Origin of the sequence: Martinezella multihospitum (assembly GCF_900094585.1) — a bacterium.
GTDB classification, from domain to species: domain Bacteria; phylum Pseudomonadota; class Alphaproteobacteria; order Rhizobiales; family Rhizobiaceae; genus Rhizobium; species Rhizobium multihospitium.
Window position 1 is genome coordinate 13076 of sequence record NZ_FMAG01000005.1, and the last position, 25722, is coordinate 38797.

Genomic DNA, 25722 nt, shown 5'->3' on the forward strand with positions numbered 1-25722 from the left:
CGGGATGCGATCTATTTACCACACTAAGCCCGGCGAAGGGCTGCATTGCCATAGCGTGTCTGCGGCAGCTGGCGTTCCGCCCAGGCCCCGAAGGCAAGCCCAAGCGTCGTCCACAGGATGGCGTGCATGCCGAGCGATGTGATGCGGAAGCGCCAGAGCACGACGGCGGAGAATTGCTCGGGCACTTCGTTGATGGGAGGAAGCAGATATTGGATCAGCGCGATGAAGGCGATGTAGCCGATGCCGGCAATGATCGCACCGTTCCAGGAGCCATATCGCGCCGCCAGCCTGCGACCGAAGCCCACGGCGACGATCATGCCGACGACGGAGGCAACGATCATGATGAAGAACAGTTCCGTTCTTGCGCCGATCGTATCGGGATTGCCGACGGCCGGCGGGTTTGCCGGATACTTGATGTCGGGCACGAGCGAAATCGTCACGAAAGCGGCGATGGCGAGCAGCGCTGCCGTGCCGCGCGCGCCGAGAGGGCTGACGCGACCGTAGACAAAGGAAAAGACCAGCGCGAACAACCCGCCTATTGCGGTCGAGAAGATCACGCTGCCGGTGAGGAGACCGATGCCCGCCTGTGTGGCGCGGCTGACGATTTCCGGCTCCGGCGCTTCGCCGGCCGCCTGTGCGGCCTTTTCTTCAAAGCCGATGGCCCAGTCGACCAGCGGTTCGCCGAAGATGTGGGCGAAGGCAAAAACGAGAATACCGGCAACGGCCCCGACGATCATGCCGCGGAGCAAAAGACGTCCAACCATGTGCTTGACCCCTTAGTGGCAGGGGAAGCCGAGAAGGTGACGGGCATCATGCACGAATTCATGCACATACATACCCGAGATGAGCGAGGTCGCGCCTTCCTCTGCGCCGACGAAATAGATCGCGAGCAGCATCAGCAGGCCGGCAAAAATGGCCCAGGGCAGAATTTGGCCGAGTGGAATCGGCTGCGGAATGGCGGTTGGGGCGAAAGTGGTGTCGGACATTGTATCTCCCTCTTGAAGAAAAGCGCGTTCCATTTGCGGAAGGGTTCTTGCGGGAAGGGTCTGGCTCTCGAAGGCGAAGCTTCCGTCATCGATTACAGTGGCGCGACCGCGCCGGAATTCCACCGGCTTCCGCACCCGCAAGTGCAAGTTTATATCTATTTGTAAAGATGGTTGTCAATCAAGCGCCACTGCGATGCGAAATCGCGACAAGAGCGCGGCAGGGGATGGAGTTGGGACAGTCTTATGAAAACGCGTTTGAGCTGGATTTGCCATGGGGCGACGCAAGCCAATCGGAATGGCTGCTTTCCGGATGACGAACCCTTGGAGGCGAAGGCGGCTCAGCAGGCTCAATCCTTATCCTTCGGGCTGGGGGCTATCGATCGGGTCTGGGCTAGCCCGGCTCTGCGCGCGCGCCAGACCGCCACGGTTCTTGGTCTCGACGCCATCCCGGATGTCGCCTTGCGCGAATGCGATTATGGCGACTGGCGGGGGCAATCCCTTGCAGAATTGCATGAAAAGGACGCGGATTCTCTGGCGCTCTGGATGACGGATACGTCGGTCGCGCCGCATGGCGGGGAAGCCCTGTCGTCGGTCATGAAACGCGTCGGCGAATGGATGGGAAACCATATCGAGGATGCCGGCCATATCGTCGTCATCACCCATGCAAGCGTCATTCGCGCTGCCGTTCTGCAGGCCCTGCAGGCGCCGCCTGCGGCATTCTGGGCTGTTGATGTCGAGCCGTTCGGGATCGTCGAAATGACGAGCGACGGCCGGCGCTGGCAGCTTCGCTTCCCGAAGATGACGATCTAAGGTCTGTGGGGATTCACAACATTGGCTTGATGTGATTCAAGCTTTTGATGGGCCGTTTTATTCTGACTTGACCCCAATGGACGAAGATGGCGCCGTATTGTCTGGCCAAGCCAGCCGATCCCGGACGTCGCGGCTGTGACAACTTGTGTTCGGCGGGCGCTTACGGTCCGCTGGTTTTGTTATTTATTCTTCTTCCCTTGATGGTGATGCCACTTGATGGCGAAGAACATGCCCGTGCCTAACACGAGAACCTTGAACGCGATGAAGACTATAGGGAACCAATCCATTATTCTGAATATTTCCAGGCTATTATTTGACACTATCTATCGTGAGGAGCGCTACCTCAAAACTGCTGCTTCAGCCGCTTCACTTTTTGTTTAAACCATCGTCGAATCCAACCTCGATCATAACATTCCCATCCCCACGGCATAAGCGGTGCTATCACCCATCTCGCCAGAGCAGTTTCCACAAAAGTGCGGTTTCGCGCTGGAAATTGCGTGAAAGCAAAGGGTGGCGATCAGCGGCCCGCTTTGGCCCGCCGCCGTTCGGAGTAGACGAGATATCCGGCCATGCCGAATGTCATCGCGGCCAGTCCGTACCAGGTGATGGCATAGACGAGATGGCTGTTGTGGAAGGTGATCTGCGTCAGACCTCCCACGGGCAGTCCGCCCGGATTTTTCGCATCGTCGGCATCGATGAAGTAGGGCGCCACCTTCTGCAACCCGCGGGCTTCCGCGATCGCCGTCACGTCGCGTGAATACCAGCGCTCGTCCGCCGGCACGTTCGAACGCAGCAGCGTGCCTTTAGGTTCATTGATCCTGAGCAGGCCGGTAACGGTCGTCTCGCCAGCAATCTCGCCTTCGGCACGCGTCGACGGATTGCGTTTTTCGGTCGGCACGAAGCCGCGATTGACGATGATGATCGTGCCGTCTGCAAGCTTCAGCGGCGTCAGCACCCAGTAGCCTGCGCCAAGCGCAGTCGAGGCATAGACCTGCGCTTGGCTGTCATTGAGGAAAGTCCCGCTCGCCTGCACATGCTTGTATTCCGAGTTTTCTGCCGTGACATCGGCCCACTGCGTGGCACCGGGAGCCGGAACCGCCGGTGCGTGGACGCGGGCATCGACCCTGGCGATCAGATCCAACTTCCAGTGCAGCCGCTTCACCTGCCAGGTGCCGAGCCCGATGAGGAAGACTGTGAGAAGCAGAAGCAGCGATACCCAGATGGCAAGGGTAAGCGTCGAGCGCGGCTGGCTCTGCGATGTGGTCGAGGAAATGTCGGTCATGGCGCTGGTCTCCGGGGAGGCGCTGCCGCATGATTTCGGGAGGTTCGATTCTCTTCGCTGAAGATCACGCGTCGTCGGGAATATTCGGCTGCGGCTACCGGCATTTTCGAGAATGCACCGCGCAGCATCCGGCGGAATTTTCGCGCCGGGAAGAGGGCGGGCCTTCGCCTGAAGGCCCGCCGCTCGATCTTATGGCATGTTGCGCATCATCTCGGGCGACATGGGCATCATGTTCGCGTTGAGGTGATGCATGACCCAGAGCGAGCCGGACAGTGCGATGATGACGATTACGATCGTAAAGATCAGCGCCATCATGTTCCAGCCGCCTTCCGAGCGGGTATTCATGTGCAGGAAGTAGATCATGTGCACGACGATCTGGATCGCGCCGAGGATCATGACGATCGCCCCGGTGACGGCCGGATCGGGGATCACCTTGGCCATGACCAGCCAGAAGGGAATGGCGGTCAGGATGACGGAGAGGATGAACCCCGTCATGTAGCTCTTGAAGGTGCCGTGTGCCGCCTCGTGGCCGCCATGGTGATCGTGGCCGTGGGCGTCGCCGGAATGATGCGAATGGTTTGCGTTCGAGCTCATCCGAGAACTCCCATGAGGTAGACGAGAGAAAACACGCCGATCCAGACGACGTCGAGGAAGTGCCAGAACATCGAAAGGCACATCAGGCGGCGTTTGTTTTCCGGGATCAGGCCGTAGCGGCCAACCTGCACCATCAGCGTGATCAGCCAGACGATACCGGTCGTGACGTGCAGACCGTGCGTGCCGACCAGCGTGAAGAAGGCCGACAGGAAGGCGCTGCGCTGCGGGCCGGCGCCGTCGAGGATCAGATGATAGAACTCATAAAGTTCGAAGAAGATGAAGAGGGCGCCGAAGATACCCGTAATCGTCAGCCACATCAGCGTGCCCGACTTGTTGTTCTTCTCCATCGCCAGCATGGCGAAACCATAGGTGATGGACGAGAAGAGCAGCATCGCCGTGTTGAGGGCGACGAGCGGCAGCTCGAAGAGGTCGGCCGGCGACGGGCCGGCCGCATAGCTGTGGCCGAGTACGGCGAAGGTGGCGAAGAGGACTGCGAAGATCAGGCAGTCGCTCATGATGTAGATCCAGAAGCCCAGCATGGTGCTGCCTTCCGGATGATGCTCTTCCGTCATGTAGAAGGCGGGTGTTTCGCCATCCTTGGGAGCGTGTGCGGTTGAGGTCGTCATAAGTCTTACACCTGTCCTGCGAGCTGTTTCGTGCGCTCGTTCTCGGTCTTGACGACCTCGTCGGCGGGGATGTGGTAGTCGCGCTTGTAATTGAAGGTATGGCCGATCGTAACGACGAGCATCGCGACGAAGGTGATGGCGGCGAGCCACCACATGTACCAGATCATCCCGAATGCGAAGCCGATGGAGAGAACGCCGAGGATGATGCCGGTGCCGGTGTTCTTCGGCATGTGGATCGGGATGAAGCCTTCGGTTGGCCTGACGTAGCCGCGATTCTTCATGTCCCACCATGCGTCGTGATCGTAGACGATCGGCGTGAAGGCGAAGTTGTAGGCCGGCGGCGGCGACGAGGTGGACCATTCGAGCGTACGGCCGCCCCAGGGATCGCCTGTGTGGTCGCGAAGCTCTTCGCGCTTCATGAAGCTGACGGCGAGCTGGATGAGGAAGCAGGCGATGCCGATGGCGATGAGGCCGGCGCCGAAGGCTGCGATGATGAACCAGATCTGCAGCGACGGATCGTCGAACTGGCTGACGCGGCGGGTGACGCCCATCAGGCCGAGGATGTAGAGCGGCATGAAGGCGAACCAGAAGCCGATCTGCCAGAACCAGAAGCTCATCTTGCCCCAGAACGGGTCGAGTTTGAAGCCGAAGGCCTTCGGGAACCAGTAGTTGACGCCCGCGAACATGCCGAACAGCACGCCGCCGATGATCACGTTATGGAAGTGGGCGATCAGGAACAGCGAGTTGTGCAGCACGAAGTCGGCCGGCGGAACTGCGAGCATGACGCCGGTCATGCCGCCGATGGTGAAGGTCACCATGAAACCGACGGTCCATAGCATCGGCGGCTCGTAGCGGATGCGGCCGTGGTACATCGTGAACAGCCAGTTGAAGAGCTTCGCACCCGTCGGGATCGAGATGATCATCGTCGTGATGCCGAAGAAGGAGTTGACGCTGGCGCCCGAGCCCATCGTGAAGAAATGGTGCAGCCAGACGAGGTAGGAGAGGATCATGATCACGCAGGTGGCGTAGACCATCGAGGCGTAGCCGAAGAGGCGCTTGCCGCAGAAGGTGGCGACGACTTCCGAGAAGACGCCGAAAGCCGGCAGGATCAGAATGTAGACTTCCGGGTGGCCCCAGATCCAGATGAGGTTGACATACATCATCGGATTGCCGCCGAGGTCGTTCGTGAAGAAGTTCGTTCCGGCGTAGCGATCGAGGGTGAGCAGTGCGAGCGTTGCGGTCAGGATCGGGAAGGACGCAACGATCAGGATGTTGGTGCAGAGCGACGTCCAGGTGAAAACGGGCATCTTCATGAAGGTCATGCCCGGCGCGCGCATCTTGACGATGGTGGCGATCAGGTTGATGCCCGAGAGCGTCGTTCCGATACCCGCGACCTGCAGGCCCCAGATATAATAGTCGACGCCGACATCAGGACTATAGGCGATGCCGGAAAGCGGCGGATAGGCCAGCCAGCCGGTTTTCGCGAATTCGCCGATGAAGAGCGAGATCATGATGACGATCGCGCCTGCCGTCGTCATCCAGAACGAAAAATTGTTCAGGAACGGGAAGGAGACGTCGCGGGCGCCGATCTGCAGCGGCACGACGAGGTTCATCAGGCCGGTGACGAAGGGCATCGCCACAAAGAAGATCATGATGACGCCGTGGGCGGTGAAGATCTGGTCGTAGTGGTGCGGCGGCAGGTAGCCCTCGGATCCGTTGAAGGCGATCGCCTGCTGCAGGCGCATCAGCAGCGCGTCGGAGAAACCGCGCAGCAGCATGATCAGCGCGAGTACGACATACATGATGCCGATCTTCTTGTGATCGATGCTGGTGAACCATTCCTTCCAGAGATAGCCCCAGAGGCGGAAATAGGTCAGCAGGCCGAGAAGGGCGATACCGCCGATGGCGACACCGAGGAAGGTCACGACGAGGATCGGCTCGTGATACGGAATGGAGTCGAGCGTCAGCCGACCGAAGATGAATTTATAGAGGTCCGGGTTGGAAAACATGGATTGCCTCTGTCCCTTATGAATGTCTTGTTATTGAGCGCACCGGATCAATGACCCTGATGCTGCGCCGAACCGGTCGACGAATCGGAAGAAGAGCCGTTGCCCATATCCATGCCCGGCATCGAGTTGTCTCCATGCTGCATGGTGTGAACGGCGCCGCCATCGGCCTTGACTGGCGTGACGGCGGCCGGGTCGTCTTCGCGGTTGTCGTAGATCAGACGCTCGCGGTTTTCGTGGCTTTCCTTGCCGGCACCGCCCTTGGCGTCGATATGCATCATCTCGCTCATGCACATCTTGCTCGGATCGGCGCACACGTTGAGGATGGCGTTGTAGAGCCCGTCGTCGACGGCGTTGAAGTAGCGTACCGGCTCTCGTTCGCTGGGCTTGGCGAGCGCCATATATTCATTGCGGCCGAGCGCCGTGCCCTGGCTCTTTGCCTTCTGGACCCATTGGTCGAAACCGGCCTGATCCAAGCCGTGGAACTTGAAGCGCATGTTCGAGAAGCCGGCGCCGCTGTAGTTGGCCGACAGGCCCTGGAATTCGCCGGGATGGTTGATGACGGCGTGAAGCTTCGTCTCCATGCCCGGCATCGCGTAGATCTGACCGGCCAGCGCTGGGATGAAGAAGGAATTCATCACCGACGAAGCGGTGATCTTGAAGTTGATCGGCCGATCGACGGGAGCGGCTATCTCATTGACGGTAGCGATACCGTATTCCGGATAGAAGAAGAGCCATTTCCAGTCGAGCGCCACCACTTCGACCGTCAGCGGCTTCACGTCGGCGCTGAGCGGCTTGTCGGCGGCTATGCGGTCCAGCGGACGGTAGGGGTCGAGCTGATGGGTGCTGATCCAGGTCACCGCGCCGAGCGCGATGATGATGGCAAGCGGAGCGGACCAGATGACCAGCTCCAGACGCGTCGAATGATGCCACTCCGGCTCGTAGGTCGCCTCTGTGTTCGACTGGCGGTATCTCCAGGCGAAGAACAGCGTCAGGAAGATCACCGGGATGATGATGATCAGCATCAGCACGACCGAGACGATGATGAGGTCCCGCTGCTGCATGGCGATATCGCCGGAGGGAGCCATCACCACCAGATTGCAACCTGACAGCAGCAGAAACAACGGGATGACGGATAAACGGCTGAAAATCTTCGATAGTCTTGGCACGTCTTAAAGCTCTTTTTGTTTCGACCCTACCGCGACTAAAGGACGGCGGTCATGAACGATATGAGGTGTTTCGTCGCACCGCAGCAAGCTTGAGTGCATTGCGGTATGGAATGCTGTCCCACGTATCGGGAAAACCCTCAGAAATCCAGAAGGTTTTCCATGAGGCCATTCGCTTTTATCGCCGCCAATATACCTGGATCGGAACAAATGGCTATCGGCGACGGTTCCTGTCTGATCTGAAATGCGGCGTCAAAGGCGGAAATGGCCCGATTTGATTGCTAATTTGCGAATTATTTCATGCTCGATACTTGATATGTTCGCACGTTTGATCGACATTTTCATTATGCACGAATTCGTGGAGGAATTCGTGCTCGGAGAGGGAGGCTCCCGCGCATGGTCAGCGTTACGCATGAATCACTGAACCCCACATCTTCAACTCTGGAGAGCGATGCCCGCAGCATGCATGCGGGTGGCTCCGTCGCCCCCGGCAATATCGCCATCGGCGTGATCATCGGTCGCACGTCCGAATTCTTCGATTTCTTCGTCTATGCTATTGCATCGGTTCTGGTCTTCCCGAAGCTGATCTTCCCCTTCGCCGACCCGCTGCATGGCACGCTGCTTTCCTTCCTGGTCTTCGCGCTCGCCTTTATTGCGCGCCCGATCGGCTCTTTCATCTTCATGGCGATCGACCGCGCCTATGGCCGCGGCGTCAAGCTCACGATCGCGCTATTCCTGCTCGGTGGTTCCACGGCGTCCATGAGCTTCCTGCCCGGCTATTCCGAAGTCGGCGTCTATGCGATCGTCCTGCTTGCCATTTTCCGCATCGGTCAGGGCCTTGCGCTCGGCGGTGCATGGGACGGCCTGGCTTCGTTGCTGGCTCTGAACGCACCCACCAACCACCGCGGCTGGTATGCGATGATCCCGCAGCTCGGCGCCCCGATCGGCTTCATGCTGGCAAGCGCTCTGTTCGCCTATTTCGTCACGAGCCTGACGACGGCGGACTTCCTGGATTGGGGCTGGCGCTATCCCTTCTTCTGCGCCTTCGCCGTCAACGTCGTCGCACTCTTCGCCCGCCTGCGTCTGGTCGCCACCGAGGAGTTCGGCACGCTGCTGGAGCGCCACGAGCTTGAACCCGTGAAGATGACCGAGCTGTTGCGCGTGCATGGCCGCGATGTCCTGATCGGCGCCTTCGTGCCGCTGGCAAGCTTTGCGACCTTCCATCTGGTGACGGTCTTCCCGCTCGGCTGGGTCACGCTTTACAGCGAGCAGACTCCTGGCTCGTTCCTGCTGGTGGAGTTCCTCGGCGCGATCTGCGGCATTCTCGCCATCATCTGTTCCGGTATGCTCGCCGACCGGATCGGCCGCCGCAATCAGCTCGCCATCGGCGCCGTGCTGATCGCCTGCTTCGCCTTCGTCGCGCCCTGGCTGCTCGATGGCGGCGCGACCGGCCGCCACATCTACGTGGTTCTCGGCTTCACGCTGCTCGGCCTTTCCTTCGGTCAGGCGGCAGGCGCCAGCGCCTCGCGCTTTAGCCAGAACTATCGCTATAGCGGCTCGGCCCTCGTGTCGGATCTGTCCTGGCTGATCGGTGCAGGCTTCGCGCCATTCGTGGCGCTTGCGCTCTCGAGCCAGTTCGGCCTCGTCTATACCAGCCTCTATCTGCTCTCCGGCGTCGTCTGCACGCTGGTTGCGATCTTCTTCAGCAAGACGCTGGAGACGCGCGACAACTGAGCCGGATCTTCGAATGCAAAAGGGCCGCAGCATGAACGTGCCGCGGCCCTTTTTCGTTCAAGCCGAGTGCATCAGCCAGGCAATCAGCGGCGCGGCCAATACATTCGTCAGCCCCACCAGCACCATGACGAGCCCGGCGATCGATCCTTCCTCGCGACCGATCTCGTGAGCCTTGGCGACGCCGATGCCATGCGCGCCCATGCCGTAAAGCGCGCCGCGCGCCATGCCTGATCTCAGCGGCAGCCACCGCAACAGCATCTGGCCGACCACGGCGCCGAGCAGGCCGGTGATGACGACGAAGACGGCGGTGAGGTTGGGCACACCGCCGATATCATTTGAAACCACCATGGCGAAGGGCGTGCTGATCGAGCGCGGCATCAGGCTGAGCCGCAGGCTTTCGTCGAGACCCAGAAGGCTCGCAAGCCCCCAGGCCGAAACCATCGCCGTGGTGCTGCCGACCGTCACACCGAACAGCAGCACCGGCCAATAGCGCTTGATGAGGCCGCGCTGTTCGTAGATCGGCACGGCAAAGGCAACGGTCGCAGGCCCGAGCAGGGCCAGCAGCCAGCGGCTGTCATGCATATAGTCCTGATAGTTTGCATGCAGCACGAGAGCGATGGCGATCAGCACCGCCGGCACCGCCACCAGCGGCGACAGCCAGAGTGAAGGCCGGCGCCGATAGAGCGCCTTGGAAAGATAATAAAGTCCGATCGTCGCCAGCGGCCAGAACAGGCCGGCTGCGAGGCCTTCAATGCTGGACATGACGGGGTGCTCCCTGGCGCATCATCAGGCGGTAGCCGATATCGATCGCTATCGCGGTGACACCCATGACGATGATGGTGCCGGCGAAGATCACCGCAAGCACTTTCAGCCCGATGATGCCGATGAATTCGCCATGATCGAGCAGGGCGAGCACCGCCGGCACGAAGAACAGCAGCATCTCGGCGAGAAACCACTCCGCGCCGCGCTTCATGCTCGTCAGCTTGACCTTGCCGCTCGCAAATAGCGCCAGCACCAAGAGCATCCCGGCGATGGCGCCGGGGATCGGCAGATGCGCAAGGTGCACGATGGCTTCCCCCGCCTGCCAGAAGGCAATGAGAAGCAGGATCTGAGCGAGGCGGCCCAGTTTCGGACGGTTCTGTAGGTCGATACGCATGGAGAAACTCGGGAAAATTGACTGGCCTGAAGATAAGCTCTGTCTCAGCATGAACAAAATGAATTGATTTCATAAAATCCAGTCCTATAAGGAATGGTCATGGAGCTTCGGACATTGAAAGCCTTCGTCGAGGTGGTGCGCCAGGGTGGCTTTTCGGAAGCTGCCAAGGTGGTATTCACAACTCAGTCGGCGGTCAGCAAGGCCGTGCGCCAGCTCGAGGACGAGCTTGGCTTGCCCTTGCTCCACCGCATCGGTCATCGCACCACCCTGACGGATGCCGGCGAGGTGGTCTATCGCCGGGCAATTGCCATCCTCGTCGGGCGCGACGACCTGCTGGCCGAATTGTCCGAGCTGCGCGGCCTGACGCGCGGCACCTTGCGTCTCGGCCTGCCGCCGATCGGTAACGATGCTCTGTTCGCTCCGGTATTCGCAGTCTTCCGCAACCGCTATCCCGGCATCGAGATCCGGCTGGTGGAGCAGGGGGCAAAACGGCTTGAGGAAATGGTGTTGGCCGACGAGGTCGATCTCGGCGCTTCGCTGCTGCCGACGCCCGATGCCTTCGAGTGGCAGAGCGTACGCTGCGAGCCGATTCATGTCCTCCTGCCGTCGGCGCATCCGCTTGCCGGGCAGGAACAGGTGCCGCTTGCGGCGCTGGCGGGCAATCCCTTCCTCCTGTTCGAAACCGGCTTCGCTCTCAATAGCATCATTCTGGATGCCTGCCGCTCCGCCGGTTTCGCGCCTGACATCGCCGCGCGTTCAAGCCAGATCAATTTTATCGTCGAGCTTGTGGTCGCCGGCCTCGGCGTCGGCTTCCTGCCGCGACTGATCGCCGAACAGCGACAGCGCCCCGGCGTCAGCCATGCCCTCGTCGTCGAGCCGGGAATGGAGTGGCATATGGCCTGGATCTGGCGACGCGGCGGATATTTATCGCATGCCGGCCGCGCCTGGCTCGACCTCGCCGCGGAGATAGCCGTGAAAACTTGACTCTCTTTTCAAACTTTTGTGATAAAGCGAGCCGAGTGCAAACTTGAAAAAAACGCTCAGGAAAAATATAGGCTACGGAATTGCTGCCGGGGGCAGCGCTTTTCAAGCGAGAGGACTTTATGACTTTTTCCTTTTCTCATCTCACCAGCGCGCTGGCGCTAGCCGTGGGCCTTGCCGTTGCTCCGATGATGGCGAACGCCGCCGAATCCGAAGGTATCGTCGTCTACAACGCCCAGCACGAGGCGCTGACGCAGGCATGGGCGGATGGCTTCACCAAGGAAACCGGCATCAAGGTCACGATCCGCAATGGCAGCGACATGCAGTTCGCCAACCAGATCATCCAGGAAGGCGCTGCTTCTCCCGCCGACGTTTACCTGACGGAAAATTCCCCGGGCATGACGCTGGTCGATGCCAACAAGCTCTTCGCCCCGGTCGATGCCGCAACGCTCGCCCAGGTGCCGGAAACCTTCAAGGCTGCCGATGGCAACTGGGTCGGCGTTGCCGCCCGTTCGACAGTTTTCGCCTATGACAAGACCAAGCTGAAGGAAGCCGATCTGCCGAAGTCGATGCTGGATCTCGCCGATGCCAAGTGGAAGGGCCGCTGGGGTGCTTCGCCTGCTGGTGCCGACTTCCAGGCGATTGTCAGCGCGTTCCTCGAGCTGAAGGGCGAGGATGCGACCCGCGCCTGGCTGAAGGCGATGAAGGAAAATGCAAGCTTCTACAAGGGCAACAGCGTTGCCATGAAGGCTGTCAACGCCGGCGAAATCGAAGGTGCTGTGATCTATCACTACTACTGGTTCGGCGATCAGGCCAAGACCGGCGAAAACAGCAAGAACGTCGCGCTTCACTACTTCAAAAACCAGGATCCGGGCGCATTCGTCAGCATCTCCGGCGGCGGCGTGCTTGCCTCCAGCCAGCACCAGAAGGAAGCCCAGGCATTCCTGAAGTGGATCACCGGCGAGGGCGGCCAGGCCGTTCTTCGCGATGGCGATTCCTATGAATATGCCGTCGGCAACGGCGATGCTTCCAACTCGAAGCTGGTGCCGCTCTCCGAACTGCAGGCGCCTAAGGTCGAGCCTTCGAAGCTGAACAGCAAGAAGGTTACCGACCTGATGACGGAAGCAGGCCTCATCTAAGGAGAAAGCCCATGCCGTGGCGCGTTTCGAGCGCGTTCGGGCGGGCTTTGCTCTTGCATCACCGTCGTATGCCCTGCTAGGGGCATACGGATGGCCTTTAGAGCCGGATGATTTTAGGTCTGTTCGACCCAAAATCTGAATCCGCTCTAAACTCAAAGACGTAGAGCATGATGTCGTCCGAAAACCGCTCACACTTTTCGGCATCATGCTCCTAGGCCGATCGATCGGGCAATCGCCGCAAGCGGCGATTGCCTTCCTATTTCAGGGCGTGAAAGGCAGCTCGGATTTGCTGCAGAAGAACACATATGCCGGCGAGCCTGCCGCCATGCGAATGCCCCCGCTGACGGCTGCCCCCCGCAGCCGCGTCCGGCATGCCTCCGTCGTCGCCCTTGCTTCCGTCGTCGCGCTTCTGAGCCTGGTGCCGCTCGGTTTCATCGTCTGGATCACGATCGACACCGGCTGGGCCGAAGTCATAGCGCTCATCTTCCGCAACCGTGTCGGCGAGCTGCTCGTCAATACTGTCCTGCTCGAAGTCTGCACCATCCCGCTTTCCATCCTGCTGGCGGTCACGCTCGCCTGGCTGACGGAGCGCACCGATATTCCGGGCGCGCGCCTCTGGTCGTGGCTTGCGGCGGCACCGCTTGCCGTGCCCGCTTTCGTGCACAGCTATGCCTGGGTCAGCCTCGTGCCGAGCATGCGCGGGCTCTGGAGTGGCGTGCTGGTCTCGGTGCTTGCCTATTTTCCCTTCCTCTACCTGCCGGTTGCCGCCGCGCTCCGCCGGCTCGATCCGGCGATCGAGGATGCCGCCGCCTCGCTCGGCCTCGGCCCCTGGCGCGTCTTCTTCCGGGCGATCCTGCCGCAGCTTCGTCTCGCCATCTGCGGCGGCTCGCTGCTGATCGGCCTGCATCTCCTAGCGGAATACGGCCTCTACGTGATGATCCGCTTTGACACGTTTTCGACGGCGATCGTCGATCAGTTCCAGTCAGCCTATAACAGCCCGGCCGCCAATATGCTCGGCGGCGTCCTCGTCTTCTGCTGCCTGCTGCTGCTCGGCATCGAAGTGCTGGTGCGCGGCAACGAACGCTACGCCCGCATCGGCTCGGGTGCAGCCCGGCCGGCCGATCGGCGCCGTCTCGGCTGGTTCGTCGTTCCCGCGGTCGCGCTGCCCATCATCACGGCTGCGCTGACCCTCGGCATTCCCTTCGTCACCCTGGCGCGCTGGCTTTATCTTGGCGGTGCGGGTGTCTGGCGGATCGATACGGTCGGCTCCGCCTTGCTGCAGACCATTCTTCTCGCGATCGCCGGCGGCCTCCTCGCCACCATTGCGGCGACCCCCATGGCATGGCTGTCAGTGCGTGCGCCCGGTCGGCTGCAGCGCATTCTTGAAGCCTGCCACTATTATGTCGGCTCGCTGCCGGGCGTCGTCGTCGCGCTCGCCCTGGTGTCCATCACCGTCCGGCTGATCCTGCCGCTCTATCAAACCTTTGCGACGCTGCTGCTCGCCTATGTCCTCCTATTCCTGCCGCGTGCCATGGTTGGCCTCCGCGCCAGCATCGCCCAGGCACCCGTCGAGCTCGAGCGCGCCGCCATGGCGCTCGGCCGCACGCCGGCGCAAGCCGTGCGGCAGATCACCATGCGGCTTGCCGCTCCCGGTTTTGCCGCCAGCGTCGCACTCGTCGCGCTCGGCATCACCAACGAGCTGACGGCGACGCTGATGCTCTCTCCCAACGGCACGGAAACGCTGGCGACGAAATTCTGGTCGCTGACCAGCGAGATCGACTATGTTTCCGCAGCACCCTACGCCTTCATGATGGTCGTCCTGTCGCTGCCGCTCACCCTTCTCCTTTACGTGCAATCCAAGCGGACGGCCGGACAATGACCTTTCTGGCGATCAAGAACATCAGCAAGCACTACGGCCCCGTGCACGCGCTCGACAATATCGATCTCACGGTTGCCGCCGGCAGCCGCACCGCCATCGTCGGCCCTTCCGGCTCTGGCAAGACGACGCTGCTGCGCATCATCGCCGGCTTCGAGACCCCCGATGCCGGCCAGGTGGTGCTTCAAAGCGAAACCCTGGCCGATGGAGAGGCGATCGTGCCGGCGCATCGTCGCGGCATCGGCATCGTCTCGCAGGATGGCGCCCTGTTTCCGCATCTGAGCGTATCGGAGAATATCGGTTTCGGCATGGAGCGCGGCGCGCGCGACCGTGATCAGCGCATCAACGCCCTTATCGATATGGTCGAGCTCGACCGCGGCATGCTCGATCGCCGCCCGCATCAGCTCTCTGGCGGCCAGCAGCAGCGCGTAGCGCTTGCCCGCGCCCTCGGCCGCAAGCCGCGATTGATGCTGCTCGATGAACCCTTCTCCGCTCTCGATACCGGCTTGCGTGAAAATATGCGCAAGGCCGTCGCCCGCGTGCTGCAGATTGCCGGCATCACGGCGGTCCTGGTGACGCATGACCAGGCGGAAGCCCTGTCCTTCGCCGATCAGGTTGCTGTCCTGCGCGAGGGCAGGCTCATACAGGCCGGCACGCCGCAGGCGCTCTATCTCAGCCCCAGGGATCGCGAGACGGCGCTCTTCCTTGGCGATGCCATCGTGCTTTCGGCCGATCTCGATAAAGGATCGGCCAAATGCGTCCTTGGACAGATTCCGGTCGATACCGAGAGCCGGCAGGGGCGCACCGACATCATGCTGCGGCCCGAGCAATTGCGCCTCGAGGCTATTGATGAGGCCGGCGCGGGAGCTGCCTGCATCGGCAAGGTGACGGAAATCGAATTCGGCGGCGCCGTCTGCGCGGTCACGGTCGTGCTCTCCAATGCAAACGGCTCCGAGACATTGAACATCAAGAGCTCCGGCGTCGGCTTGCCCGAGGTCGGCAGCATGGTTTCGGTAAGCGTCATCGGAAAGGCACATGTCTTCAACAAGCTCGAAGCCTGAGCGTCATTTGGGTTGAAGCAGGCGGGGCTTTGGGGAAGATAAGGCACGCCGTCACCGTGCCCCATGCCGAAGGAATCTCCCATGTCTTTTCCCGATGAGATCGCGCAGGATCTCCCTTTCCTCACGTCGCTTCGCCGCAACCTTCATGCCCATCCCGAACTCGGCTTCGAGGAGGAGCGCACCAGCGGCGTCGTCGCCACTTTGCTGGAGGAAGCGGGGCTGACGGTGCATCGTGGCCTCGGCAAGACCGGTGTCGTCGGAACGCTGCAGGTCGGCAACGGCACGCGGCGCATCGGCCTTCGCGCCGACATGGATGCGCTTGCCATGCCGGAGAAGGGCAATCGCCCTTATAAATCGACCATTCCCGGCAAGATGCATGCCTGCGGACATGATGGCCATACGACGATGCTGCTCGGCGCCGCCCGTCACCTTGCCGCTACGCGTGGCTTTTCCGGCACGGTGCATTTCATCTTCCAGCCGGCCGAGGAAGGTCGGGGCGGCGCCAAGCGCATGGTGGAAGAGGGCCTGTTCGATCTCTTTCCCTGCGATGCCGTCTACGGTCTGCACAACATGCCCGGCCTTGCCGTCGATGAGATGGCCGTTGTCGAAGGACCGCAGCTTGCCTCGTCGGACAGCTGGCGTATCACCTTCCGCGGCACCGGCACCCACGGCGCCAAGCCGCATCTCGGCAAGGACCCGATCACGGCGGCGGCAACCTTCCTGTCTTCTCTGCAAACCATCGTTGGCCGCGTCGTCGATCCGCTGCAGCCGGCCGTCGTCAGCGCCTGCTCGCTGCAGGCGGGTGATCCCAAGGCGCTGAACGTCATTCCCGACATCGTTGAGATCGGCGGCACGGCGCGCGCCTATACGCCCACGGTCCGCGATCAGCTCGAAGAAGAGATCGGCCGCCTGGCGCATGGGACGGCCGCCATGTACGGCATTGCCGTCGATTATCAGTTCGAGCGCCGCATTCCGCCCGTCGTCAACGATGCCGACGCGACGGCGCGGGCGCTGATGGCTGCGAGGACGGTCTTTGGCGAGAATGTGCAGACCCGCTTTCCGCCATCGACAGCCGGCGACGATTTTGCATTCTTCGGGCAGAAGGCGCCCGGCTGCTATGTCTGGCTCGGCAATGGCCCCGCCGTTGATGGCGCCCTGCATCACAATACCGCCTACGACTTCAACGACGAAGCGATCGCCTCGGGTGTCGCCTTCTGGACGACGCTGGTCGAGCAGGAATTGCCTGGCTGATCCCGATATCATCAAGATGCCGGCATTCGTGCGCCGACAAACCTATCGAGAAACACGATGAATGATAAATGCAACGGAGTGAAAATGCCGGAGCGGACCGTGCCGTTTCCGACTTCGATAAGCCCGGAGGCGCGAGCGGCTCTGCACCGCGCTGTCGGTGAAGACGGAATCCCGCTGAACGCGCGGCACGTCATGCCCGACACGAGCGATTTCAATGGCTGGATGAAACTGAAGGCCTTCGCCGACATCTATTACCAATCAGCAGCTGAAAGGCTGGCGGGGCAAGTGCGCGCCACTGCGGAGACGGTGCAGATCGGCGAGGCTTGCGTCCACATCGCCACGCCGAGCGGCGCGTTTTCCGAAGATCATGCCTACATCGATCTTCACGGCGGTGCGCTGGTCATGGGGGGTGGAATTGCCTGCCGCGTTGGGGCGCAGAGCCACGCGGACCAGCACGGCATCCGCTGCTATGGCATCGATTATCGGATGCCGCCGGAACATCCCTATCCCGCCGCGCTCGATGATTGCATAACGGTCTATCGCCATCTGCTGACGCAATACAGACCGGAAAATATTATCATCGGCGGCCGCTCCGCCGGCGGCAATCTGGCCGCTGCGATGACATTGCGCGCCCGTGATGAGGGTTTGCCGCTGCCCGCCGCGCTGGTTTTGCTCTCACCCGAGCTGGACCTCACGGAATCCGGAGACAGCTTTCAGGTCAATCGGCTTGTCGACGTCGTCCTGCCGGGATCGCTGATGCCGAACAATCTGCTCTATGCGAAGGGAGTGGATCTCGCTCATCCCTATCTATCGCCGCTCTTCGGTGACTTTTCCAAGGGCTTCCCGCCGACGTTTTTGCAGAGCGGCACGCGGGATCTGTTCCTCTCCAATGCCGTGCGCATGCACCGGCTTCTACGCCGCGCCGAAATTCCCGTCGAACTGCACATCTTCGAAGCTATGCCGCATGGCGGCTTCATGGGCGCGCCCGAGGATCGCGAGCTGAGCGAGGAGGTCACGCGGTTCGTGAAGCAGCGTCTGCGCCCGGATTTGAGCAGAGAGTAAGCGGAGGTGGCGGGCGGCCGCTTGGCTAGATCGCAGACTGGCCTGCTTCTCGCAACATCGCGCCGAATATGATCGCGCGCGCTTTCTCCGCGTCGATCTCGGCGGCAAAATGGGCATTGAACTGCCCATGCGAGGCGCGGGTTTCGACGACGGTGCGTCCGCGCGTATATTGCCCCTGCAATTCCGCATCGATCCGCGCATGCCGAAGGGTGGCAACCTCCGGCTCGACGAAAATGGCGGCCGCCGTCGGGTCGTAGATGGCCATCGCCGGCCTGCCTCGGCTGATGGCGATGTTGACGTAGCCCTCCAAGAGATCGGCCAGCAGCTGCGCCTTTTCGCCAGCGATTTCGCGGATGCGGGCGACATCGGCAGGCCAAGCCAGCACCTTGCGGCAGACATCGAGATCGATCATGCGAAAAGGCAGATCATGCGCCAGCACGATCGCGAGGGCTTCGGGATCGGCAAAGGCATTGAATTCCGCCGACGCCGTATGATTACCCGCCGTGACGCCGCCGCCCATCCATGTCAGCTCGTCGATGCGGGCGGCAAGATCCGGCCGTGCCAGCGCCAGCGCCGCGATGTTCGTGAGCGGACCAAGTGCCAGGATGCGCTTCGGCCCATTGCCGTCGGAAAGCCAATTGCAGAGGGCGCCAAAGGCATCGCTTACCGGCAGCGGATCGGCTGGCGGCAGGCTTCTGCCCGCAGTGGGAATGCCGGTCTGGCCAAGAATGCTCTGTGCCGTTTCCAGTTTGCAAAGCACCGGCAGCTCACGGCCGCTATGGATCGGAAACGTCCAGTTGAAGACCGCAGCCGCGCTCGCGGCGTTGGCTTGGACATGAGACAGTGGCGCATTGCCGCTGACAAGCGAAATGCCGTCGATGACAAGATCCGAATGCGCGACCACCAGAATGGCGGCGATGTCATCGAACCCCATATCGGTATCGATCCAGATTCCCATGTCTTATCTCATCGGCGGTATGAATTGACGCGACGGCCGCCTTGGCCTTCCCGATTCGGATGACGGCATCCCTTGCCGTCCGGCGGGGATGGTCGCGGGCGGGCGCAGGGACGCGCACCCGCAGATGGCTTAGCCGGCGAGCGCGTCGAGCACGCGGACCCAGGAGCGGATGCCCTTGTGATAGGAGCGCAGTTCGTATTTCTCGTTCGGCGAGTGGATGCGATCGTCGGAGAGACCGAAGCCGATCAGCAGCGATTCCATGCCGAGCATCCGCTGGAAATCGCCGACGATCGGGATCGAGCCGCCCATGCCGATGACGATGGCGGGCTTCGGCCATTCGTTGGAGAGCGCCGTCTTCGCCTTGGTCAGGGTCGGCGAATCATAGGAAAGCTGAATGGCCGGCGAGCCGCCATGCTCGTGGAATTCCACCGAGCAATCCCCGGGGATTTTCGAGCGCACATAGGTGCGGAAGCTCTCGCGGATCGCCGCCGGGTTCTGCTGGCCGACGAGGCGGAAGGAAACCTTCGCCGATGCCTTGGCCGCGATCACGGTCTTGAAGCCGGCGCCGGTATAGCCGCCCGTAATCCCGTTCACTTCGGCCGTCGGCCGCGCCCAGGTGAGTTCCATCACCGAACGGCCCTTTTCGCCCGACGGGATCGCGAGGCCGATTTCACCGAGGAATTTTTCGGCCGTCAACCCGAGCGTTTCCCAGGAGGCCTTGATATTGGCGGGCGTTTCCTCCACGCCGTCGTAAAAGCCGGCAAGCGTTATGCGTCCCGTCTCGTCATGCAGGCCGGCGAGGATATCGCTGAGGATATGGATGGGATTGGCGGCAGCGCCGCCGTAGATGCCGGAGTGCAGGTCGCGGTCGGCTGCGGTGATGACGATTTCCTCACCGACAAGACCGCGCAAGCCGGCGGAGATTGCCGGCGTATCGCCATCCCACATGCCGGTATCGCAGACAAGGGCGAAATCCGCCTTCAGCTCGGCGGCATTGGCTTCCAAGAAGGGCTTGAGCGAGGGCGAGCCGGATTCCTCTTCGCCTTCGAAGAGGATGGTGATGCGCACCGGCAGCGCGCCCCTGGTTTCCTTATAGGCGCGCACTGCTTCGACGAAAGTCATGAGCTGGCCCTTGTCGTCGGAAGTGCCGCGGCCGACCAGGATCTTGCGGCCATTGCCCAGGTCTTTGATCGCGGGGGCGAAAGGATCGCTTTCCCAGAGTTCGATCGGATCGACCGGCTGCACGTCGTAGTGGCCGTAGAACAGCACATGCGGAGCATCTGCGCTGCCGGCATCGTGGTGGGCGACCACCATCGGATGGCCGGGCGTGTCGCGCACGGAAGCCTTGAAGCCGAGCGAGTTCAGGTAGGCGACCAGCCATTCCGCCGCCTTGCGGCATTCCGCCTTGTAGTCCGGGTCCGTCGAGATGGACTTGATGCGCAGCAGTTCGAAGAGGTTGTCGAGACTGGAAGGGAGGTTCTGATCGGCGCGGTCGAGAACGGGCGATAGATCGGTCATATCCGACTCCTTACATGAGATTTGGATGGACGATAGACCAAAGCCCGGCGGGTTTCGAGGCATTAAAACTGAAAATTTACCGTAGCTTGCGTCTTTCGATCGAGGCCTGCCCTTATGTGATTAGTTGCGTATGTAGTTTACAAGTTTTTTAGATTATTAGAAATAACATCAATCCAGAAGCGTATTCTGGAGACGCGTAATGTTTTCAGTGATTGCATGTATTCGTGACGATCATGACTTCAGGCTTATTGTTGTAGCGGCGGTCATCTGCCTTATCGGCAGCCTTGCCACCATGCTCCTTTTTTCGCGTGCGCAGGAATGCCAGTCGCATCAGCGTCGCTATTGGATTGTTGCTGCGGCGTTTGCCAGCGGTGTCGGCATATGGGCAACGCATTTCATCGCCATGCTCGCCTATCAGAGCAGTCTCCCGATCTCCTATGGCGTTTCGCTGACTGTGCTTTCGGTGGTTCTTGCCATCGTCGGCTCATGGCTTGCCATTGCCGTTGCCTTCGAATGGGATAATCGCGTTTCCTTTGCGGTCGGCGGCTTGCTGATGGCGTTCGGAATAGCCGCCATGCACTTCACAGGCATGCAGGCCATCGAGGCCTCGGCAGAGCTCTCCTTCGATATACCACGCGTCGTCGCTTCAGTCGCCATCGGTGGCGTCTTCTCCTCACTGGCTTTCCTGGTGTTTCGCAGTCTTCATGGCTTCAGGCGCATCATGGCTGGCGCTCTTCTTCTTTTGCTTGCGATTTGCTCCCTGCATTTCACCGCGATGAGCGGCGTCATGCTGACGCCCGAAGTGGGCATGCCGGGTGCTGCCCTCGCCATGGATCGAAGCATCCTTGCCGGCATCGTCATGACTGCCGCGATGGGTCTGATCCTCATCGCTCTTGGCGCCATCTTCATCGACCGTCATCTGACCGATCTCCGGGGTTTCGCCAATGCTTCGCTGGAAGGGTTACTCATCGTCCGCGACGGTCGGGTGATCGATGCGAACGAGCGGTTCTTCGCCATTTCCGGCTGGTCGGCACAGCAGGTGATCGGTGTCGCGCCCGATGTCTTTCTGACCATCGACATGGATATCCAGGCCGAAGCCGCCATTCCGCTGGAAACGACGCTGTCGGGGTGCGATGGCAAGGCGATCCCCGTTGAGACCGTGCGGCGCTCCATCACCTATCGCGGCCACGAATGCAGTGTGCTTGTCGTGCGCGACCTGACCGAGCGTCGCCAGGCGCAGCAGATGATCGAGCATCTGGCGCACCACGATATATTGACGGATCTGCCCAATCGCTCGCTGTTCGACCAGCGCATGCGCCAGGCACTGCAGATGGTGAACCGCAGGGGCGGCGAAGTCGCGATCTTCTGCCTGGACCTCGACCGCTTCAAGGCGATCAACGACGTCTTCGGTCACGCCGAAGGAGACCGCATCCTCTGCAAGGTCGCCGGCATCCTGCAGCGTGCGATCGAGGATGGCGATACGGTGGCAAGGCTTGGCGGCGACGAATTCGCCATCATCCAGCCGAAGCGCCGGCAGCCCGAGGGGGCAACCCGTCTTGCCGAGCGCATTCTGGCCGAATTCGGTATGGAAATGGATACGGCGCGGGATCCGACGGCCGTCGGCGTCAGCATCGGCATCGCCATCTATCCGCGCGATGGCACGAGCGCCGAGCAGCTTTATGCCAATGCGGATATGGCGCTCTATCGCGCCAAGCATGCGGGCCGGGGCCATGCCTGTTTCTTCGATGCGGAAATGGACAAGGCCGTGCGCACGCGCCGTCAGCTTGAGAATGATCTGCGCCAGGCCATTCTCCGCCGGCAGCTCTTTTTGGAATATCAGCCGATCTATGATGTCGGCAGCGACAGCGTCAGCGGCTATGAAGCGCTGTTGCGCTGGGCGCATCCGGATCGTGGCGTGATCGATCCGGAGACGTTTATTCCCATTGCCGAGGAAAGCGGATCGATTGTCGCGATCGGCGAATGGGTGCTGCAGCAGGCATGCCAGGAGGCAACGCGCTGGAGCGAGCCCGCGAATGTCGCGGTCAATCTCTCGCCGCTGCAATTCATGATCCCAACCCTGTACGACCAGATCGAGCGGATTCTGCGCAAAACAGGTCTCGATCCGCAGCGCCTTGAACTGGAGATCACAGAGGCGGCTCTGATGCGCGAGCGCACGGCTGTCATCGCGACCCTGCAGCGGCTGCACCGCCTCGGCGTGCGCGTTGTCATGGATGATTTCGGAACCGGCTTTTCCTCGCTCAGCAATCTGCGCGCCTTCCCCTTCGACAAGATCAAGGTTGACCGCAGCTTCACGGGCGCTCTCGAACATGATCCGGCAGCGCGCTCGATCGTCCGTGCCATCATCGGCCTCGGTCACAGCCTGAACATGCCCGTCGTGACGGAAGGCGTGGAAACGGAAACCCAGCGCCGCATCGTCATCGAAGAAGGCTGCGCTCAGCTTCAGGGAATATTCTTCGGCAGGCCGGACGTCGGACCCAGCCAATACCAAGCTGCGCTGGATAAGGTGGTCGGGCGGGGCTAGGGCGTTTGCCTCTTTCTTGCTGCTGCGCGCAGCGGGATAAGCGCCAATGATCGACTGGGCGGACGATAAGGGCCTGTTCGGCGTCCTCCTGTGCAGGGCAATCCGGAGCCGTCCGCTCCATGACGGGCTAGCCGTCGCCTATCCTTAATTCCGGCTCGTCGGCGCAAATCGCAGCGAGGAAATCGATAAATTGTCGCACTCGGGAAGGCATGCGCCGCCCGGCAACAGTAACAGCGTTGATCGGAAAGGGCGGCGGTGCATGCTGGTCCAGAATTCGTACAACCTCGCCGGAGGCCAGAACATCCGCAAATAGCCAACTCGCGTGATGGGCGATGCCGAGGCTCGCGAGGACCGCACCGCGGACATGCTCGGCGTCGTTCGTGCGGAAAGCTCCCCCACCGTCGACAGTGACCTGCCGGCCGTCTACTTGGAAACCCCACCCAACGATATCGCCCTGGTAGACATAACTGATACGCTGGTGGGTGCGCAGTTCGTCTAACGTTTGCGGTGTGCCGTATTGGGCGAAATAGCCGGCGGAGGCCAGGGTTATCATCCGCATGTCGCCGATGCGCCGGGCGACGAGTGCTGAATCCGAAAGCCGACCGATACGGATCGCGACGTCTATCCCCTCCTCGATGAGGTCAACGTGCCGCCCCGAGACTTCCATCTCGATCGCGACGTCAGGGAAACGGTTCCTGAAATCCGCTAGCCGGGGGATAACGAACATCCTCCCGAATGCTGGCGAAAGAGTCACGCGGACCAGCCCCGAGGGGGCTGACTGCCCTTCAAGAACTCTTTCTTCGACGAAGTCGAGATCCTGAAGGATACGGACGGTGGCTTCGTAATAATCCTGTCCTGCGGGCGTCACGGCAAGGGCACGCGAACTTCTCGCGAGGAGTTGCGTCCCGAGCCGCGCTTCGAGTGCGGCGAGCTGCTTGCTGACCGTCGGTTGGCTGACGTTCAGGTCCCGTGCTGCTTGCGAAAAGCTTCCGCTTTCGACGACGCGCACGAACATCCGCATCGCGTCTAGCTTATCCATCACCTGTATCCCGCCCGTCGCGTAGTCACCACTACGATGAATTCCAATAGAGAATAGATGACATTCGTCAAGCATGAATGTCATTCGCAAAGGGAATATGCGAATTGACGTTCGACCGCCCGTTCACGGGTCTGGAACCGAAAGGAACAGTTATGACAATCAAGATTTACGGCGATCCCGGCTCGGGCAGCTTGCGTCGCGTGACCACCGCTGCGAAGATCATGGGCATTGAACTCGAACGCGTTAAAGTCGATCTCTTCAAAGGCGAGAGCCAGACCGACGAATTCAAATCGCGCCTCAATCCCCACGGTTTGACGCCGGTTCTGGAGGATGGAGACACCATTCTCTGGGAAGCTTCTGCGATCAATCTGTATCTTGCCAACAAGGCGAATTCAACGCTGGTCGGAACCACACAGGAGGAACGCTTCCAAGTGCTTCAGTGGATGTTCTGGTCTGGCGAGCAGTGGCGCACCTTCACCACCACGATCTTCGATGAGCGTGTGGGGAAGACGGTCATGGGCGTACCGAAGGACGAGTCCCTCATCAAATTTGCTGAGAGTAAGATCCGCGCTGCAGCGAAGGTACTCGACCAGCATCTTGAAGACCGTAAATTCATGGTTGGCAACGCGTTGACCTTTGCTGATATCGATATCGCGGCTCCGTTCTCCCAGGTCGATCGTGCAAAGTTTCCGCTCAAGGAATTTCCGAACCTTATCGCTTGGCATGACAATCTTCTCCAGTCGTTCCCAGCGTGGGCGGAGACGAAGGCTGAGGTTGACAACCGTATGGAAAGCTTCCTGGCGAGCGTCGGCGTGAAACTATAGTTTCTGCCCCTCCTGTCTGGCCGGCGCGCGTGTGAAGATGATGCGCGCTGGCCGCAATCGCGACGATCTTGTATGCTGATCGGCTGCGTTGCCTGGCTCGCGATGCCGGCGCCGTCCCGGTCATTCCGGCACAACCGCAAGCGAATCATCGCTGGGATAAGCAGGGCTTCCGTGCTCGACATCTCATCGAGAACGCCTTCCGCAGCCTCAAGGACTTCGGCCGTGTCGCTACCCGCTATGGCAAGCTCGCCGCCAACTTCCGCTCAAGCGTGGCACTCGCCACCGCCTTGGCCTTCTGGCTCTGAATGAGTCTTAGCCCTAGAGCTGCTTGGCATTCTCCAGCACGCGCCGGATATATTCCAGCAGCAGTTCGCGCTCGAACTGACGAAAGTCTTTGAGGAGATCCGTGTCCGCGGCCATGGCGGCCTCGATCGCTTCCGCCTGCATGGCTGCGGCCTTGTTCGTCAGGAAGACCAGTTGCGCCCGCTTGTCCGAAGGATGCGGGCGGCGCTCCACCAATCCGTCCCGTTCCATGCGCGACAGCGTATTGGCCATCGTCGCCTGTTCGATATCGACCCTCTCGAGCAGCTGTTTCTGCGTGAGCCCATCCTCGGACCACAGTTCCAGCAGGATCGGAAACTGACCGGGGGAAAAGCCGAGCTTCGCCGCGCGTTGTTGTAGCGAGCGAGCGAATCCCTTTGCCATCTGACTGGCAAGGTAGGCGGCGGAGTCCATCCGATTAAATCCCATGATTGCAAATATGCCGATAATTCAAGGTCAAGACAATCAGCAATTATTTGGGTAGAGACCCTCTGAAATCAGCAACTTCAGTCTATTTTTTCACCTTCATAGGTTGCATTTTTCGGCATGAAAAAGCCGCCATGGCCTGGAGGGGACGCCATGGCGGCTCATGAAAGGGGGACAAAGGCCCGGAGAGGGGATAGGCCTTTGTCCAAGTCTGACATGGCGGGGGACAGGCCGGTTGTCAGACCCGCGGCGTATCAATCGCCGGTGAGTATGATTTGAGGTTTCGAATGTGGTTTTTCAAGGGAATGCGCAGATTAGATTGATTAAAAGTTAGTAACGTTTCGGTGAGAGATTTGGCCGTCTC

General features: G+C 60.9%; 24 protein-coding genes. 11 read left to right on the top strand and 13 right to left on the bottom strand.

Going from position 1 to position 25722, the window contains the following annotated elements; all coding sequences use genetic code 11:
• Nucleotides 1-23: 23 nt before the first annotated feature.
• Together GA0061103_RS20545 and GA0061103_RS20550 are read right to left on the bottom strand one after the other, a co-directional pair.
• Complete coding sequence (locus GA0061103_RS20545) at nt 24-764, bottom strand: CbtA family protein (protein ID WP_092714472.1); 741 nt, start codon at nt 762-764, stop codon at nt 24-26.
• A 12-nt stretch (nt 765-776) separates the two neighbouring features.
• Complete coding sequence (locus GA0061103_RS20550) at nt 777-986, bottom strand: CbtB domain-containing protein (protein ID WP_092714474.1); 210 nt, start codon at nt 984-986, stop codon at nt 777-779.
• Between the two features lie 243 nt (nt 987-1229).
• Between GA0061103_RS20550 and GA0061103_RS20555 the strand changes: the two genes are divergently transcribed.
• Nucleotides 1230-1796, top strand: a complete 567-nt coding sequence (locus GA0061103_RS20555; protein ID WP_092714476.1) for a histidine phosphatase family protein — start codon at nt 1230-1232, stop codon at nt 1794-1796.
• Nucleotides 1797-2313: 517 nt separating this feature from the next.
• On the opposite strand, the gene GA0061103_RS20565 is transcribed toward GA0061103_RS20555, so the two are convergent.
• The 5 genes from GA0061103_RS20565 to cyoA form a co-directional block, all read right to left on the bottom strand.
• A complete protein-coding gene (locus tag GA0061103_RS20565; protein ID WP_092714479.1) occupies nt 2314-3078 on the bottom strand; it encodes an SURF1 family protein in 765 nt (254 codons plus the stop codon).
• Between the two features lie 189 nt (nt 3079-3267).
• Nucleotides 3268-3672 carry a cytochrome o ubiquinol oxidase subunit IV gene (gene cyoD, locus GA0061103_RS20570; protein WP_092714481.1) on the bottom strand — a complete coding sequence of 135 codons (405 nt, stop codon included), beginning with the start codon at nt 3670-3672 and terminating at the stop codon, nt 3268-3270.
• Nucleotides 3669-4298, bottom strand: a complete 630-nt coding sequence (gene cyoC / locus GA0061103_RS20575) for a cytochrome o ubiquinol oxidase subunit III (protein WP_092714483.1) — start codon at nt 4296-4298, stop codon at nt 3669-3671. Before cyoC ends, cyoD begins: the two co-directional genes overlap by 4 nt.
• A gap of 5 nt (nt 4299-4303) precedes the next feature.
• Nucleotides 4304-6307, bottom strand: coding sequence for a cytochrome o ubiquinol oxidase subunit I (gene cyoB, locus GA0061103_RS20580; RefSeq protein ID WP_092714485.1), 2004 nt, complete (start codon nt 6305-6307; stop codon nt 4304-4306).
• 47 nt (nt 6308-6354) lie between these two features.
• Entirely contained in the window at nt 6355-7473 is a 1119-nt protein-coding gene (gene cyoA, locus GA0061103_RS20585) for a ubiquinol oxidase subunit II (protein ID WP_092714487.1), read from the bottom strand.
• A gap of 393 nt (nt 7474-7866) precedes the next feature.
• On the opposite strand from cyoA, the gene GA0061103_RS20590 reads away from it, so the two are divergent.
• Nucleotides 7867-9204, top strand: a complete 1338-nt coding sequence (locus GA0061103_RS20590; protein WP_092714489.1) for an MFS transporter — start codon at nt 7867-7869, stop codon at nt 9202-9204.
• Nucleotides 9205-9261: 57 nt separating this feature from the next.
• Here the strand turns inward: GA0061103_RS20590 and GA0061103_RS20595 are convergent, their stop codons facing one another.
• Both GA0061103_RS20595 and GA0061103_RS20600 read right to left on the bottom strand, forming a co-directional pair.
• Complete coding sequence (locus GA0061103_RS20595; protein ID WP_092714491.1) at nt 9262-9966, bottom strand: LrgB family protein; 705 nt, start codon at nt 9964-9966, stop codon at nt 9262-9264.
• Complete coding sequence (locus GA0061103_RS20600) at nt 9953-10360, bottom strand: CidA/LrgA family protein (RefSeq protein ID WP_092714493.1); 408 nt, start codon at nt 10358-10360, stop codon at nt 9953-9955. The genes GA0061103_RS20595 and GA0061103_RS20600 overlap by 14 nt, the downstream gene beginning before the upstream one ends.
• Nucleotides 10361-10459: 99 nt before the next feature.
• Between GA0061103_RS20600 and GA0061103_RS20605 the strand changes: the two genes are divergently transcribed.
• The 6 genes from GA0061103_RS20605 to GA0061103_RS20630 all read left to right on the top strand — a co-directional run bounded on the left by GA0061103_RS20605 (nt 10460) and on the right by GA0061103_RS20630 (nt 17730).
• Nucleotides 10460-11344, top strand: coding sequence for a LysR family transcriptional regulator (locus GA0061103_RS20605; RefSeq protein ID WP_208603541.1), 885 nt, complete (start codon nt 10460-10462; stop codon nt 11342-11344).
• A 119-nt stretch (nt 11345-11463) separates the two neighbouring features.
• The gene (locus GA0061103_RS20610; RefSeq protein WP_092715148.1) at nt 11464-12480 is read left to right on the top strand and encodes an iron ABC transporter substrate-binding protein; all 1017 of its coding nucleotides are present in this window, start codon (nt 11464-11466) and stop codon (nt 12478-12480) included.
• Nucleotides 12481-12685: 205 nt separating this feature from the next.
• Complete coding sequence (locus GA0061103_RS20615; protein WP_208603542.1) at nt 12686-14359, top strand: ABC transporter permease; 1674 nt, start codon at nt 12686-12688, stop codon at nt 14357-14359.
• The gene (locus GA0061103_RS20620) at nt 14356-15417 is read left to right on the top strand and encodes an ABC transporter ATP-binding protein (RefSeq protein WP_092714496.1); all 1062 of its coding nucleotides are present in this window, start codon (nt 14356-14358) and stop codon (nt 15415-15417) included. The genes GA0061103_RS20615 and GA0061103_RS20620 overlap by 4 nt, the downstream gene beginning before the upstream one ends.
• A gap of 81 nt (nt 15418-15498) precedes the next feature.
• Nucleotides 15499-16668 (top strand): M20 aminoacylase family protein, encoded by a 1170-nt coding sequence (locus tag GA0061103_RS20625; RefSeq protein ID WP_092714498.1) that lies wholly within the window; start codon nt 15499-15501, stop codon nt 16666-16668.
• Between the two features lie 84 nt (nt 16669-16752).
• Nucleotides 16753-17730, top strand: coding sequence for an alpha/beta hydrolase (locus GA0061103_RS20630; protein WP_245304834.1), 978 nt, complete (start codon nt 16753-16755; stop codon nt 17728-17730).
• Nucleotides 17731-17755: 25 nt separating this feature from the next.
• Here GA0061103_RS20630 and GA0061103_RS20635 read toward each other — a convergent pair whose 3' ends face one another.
• Both GA0061103_RS20635 and GA0061103_RS20640 read right to left on the bottom strand, forming a co-directional pair.
• Nucleotides 17756-18688 (bottom strand): nucleoside hydrolase, encoded by a 933-nt coding sequence (locus GA0061103_RS20635; protein WP_092714502.1) that lies wholly within the window; start codon nt 18686-18688, stop codon nt 17756-17758.
• A 129-nt stretch (nt 18689-18817) separates the two neighbouring features.
• Nucleotides 18818-20206, bottom strand: a complete 1389-nt coding sequence (locus tag GA0061103_RS20640) for a M20/M25/M40 family metallo-hydrolase (protein WP_092714504.1) — start codon at nt 20204-20206, stop codon at nt 18818-18820.
• A gap of 199 nt (nt 20207-20405) precedes the next feature.
• On the opposite strand from GA0061103_RS20640, the gene GA0061103_RS20645 reads away from it, so the two are divergent.
• Nucleotides 20406-22748 (top strand): bifunctional diguanylate cyclase/phosphodiesterase, encoded by a 2343-nt coding sequence (locus tag GA0061103_RS20645; RefSeq protein WP_092714506.1) that lies wholly within the window; start codon nt 20406-20408, stop codon nt 22746-22748.
• Nucleotides 22749-22875: 127 nt separating this feature from the next.
• Here the strand turns inward: GA0061103_RS20645 and GA0061103_RS20650 are convergent, their stop codons facing one another.
• The gene (locus tag GA0061103_RS20650) at nt 22876-23787 is read right to left on the bottom strand and encodes a LysR family transcriptional regulator (RefSeq protein ID WP_113346030.1); all 912 of its coding nucleotides are present in this window, start codon (nt 23785-23787) and stop codon (nt 22876-22878) included.
• Nucleotides 23788-23939: 152 nt separating this feature from the next.
• On the opposite strand from GA0061103_RS20650, the gene GA0061103_RS20655 reads away from it, so the two are divergent.
• Together GA0061103_RS20655 and GA0061103_RS20660 are read left to right on the top strand one after the other, a co-directional pair.
• The gene (locus tag GA0061103_RS20655) at nt 23940-24611 is read left to right on the top strand and encodes a glutathione S-transferase family protein (protein ID WP_092714510.1); all 672 of its coding nucleotides are present in this window, start codon (nt 23940-23942) and stop codon (nt 24609-24611) included.
• Between the two features lie 68 nt (nt 24612-24679).
• The gene (locus GA0061103_RS20660; RefSeq protein WP_092714512.1) at nt 24680-24916 is read left to right on the top strand and encodes a transposase; all 237 of its coding nucleotides are present in this window, start codon (nt 24680-24682) and stop codon (nt 24914-24916) included.
• Between the two features lie 13 nt (nt 24917-24929).
• Here GA0061103_RS20660 and GA0061103_RS20665 read toward each other — a convergent pair whose 3' ends face one another.
• Nucleotides 24930-25346, bottom strand: a complete 417-nt coding sequence (locus GA0061103_RS20665) for a MarR family winged helix-turn-helix transcriptional regulator (protein WP_092714514.1) — start codon at nt 25344-25346, stop codon at nt 24930-24932.
• Nucleotides 25347-25722 lie beyond the last annotated feature (376 nt).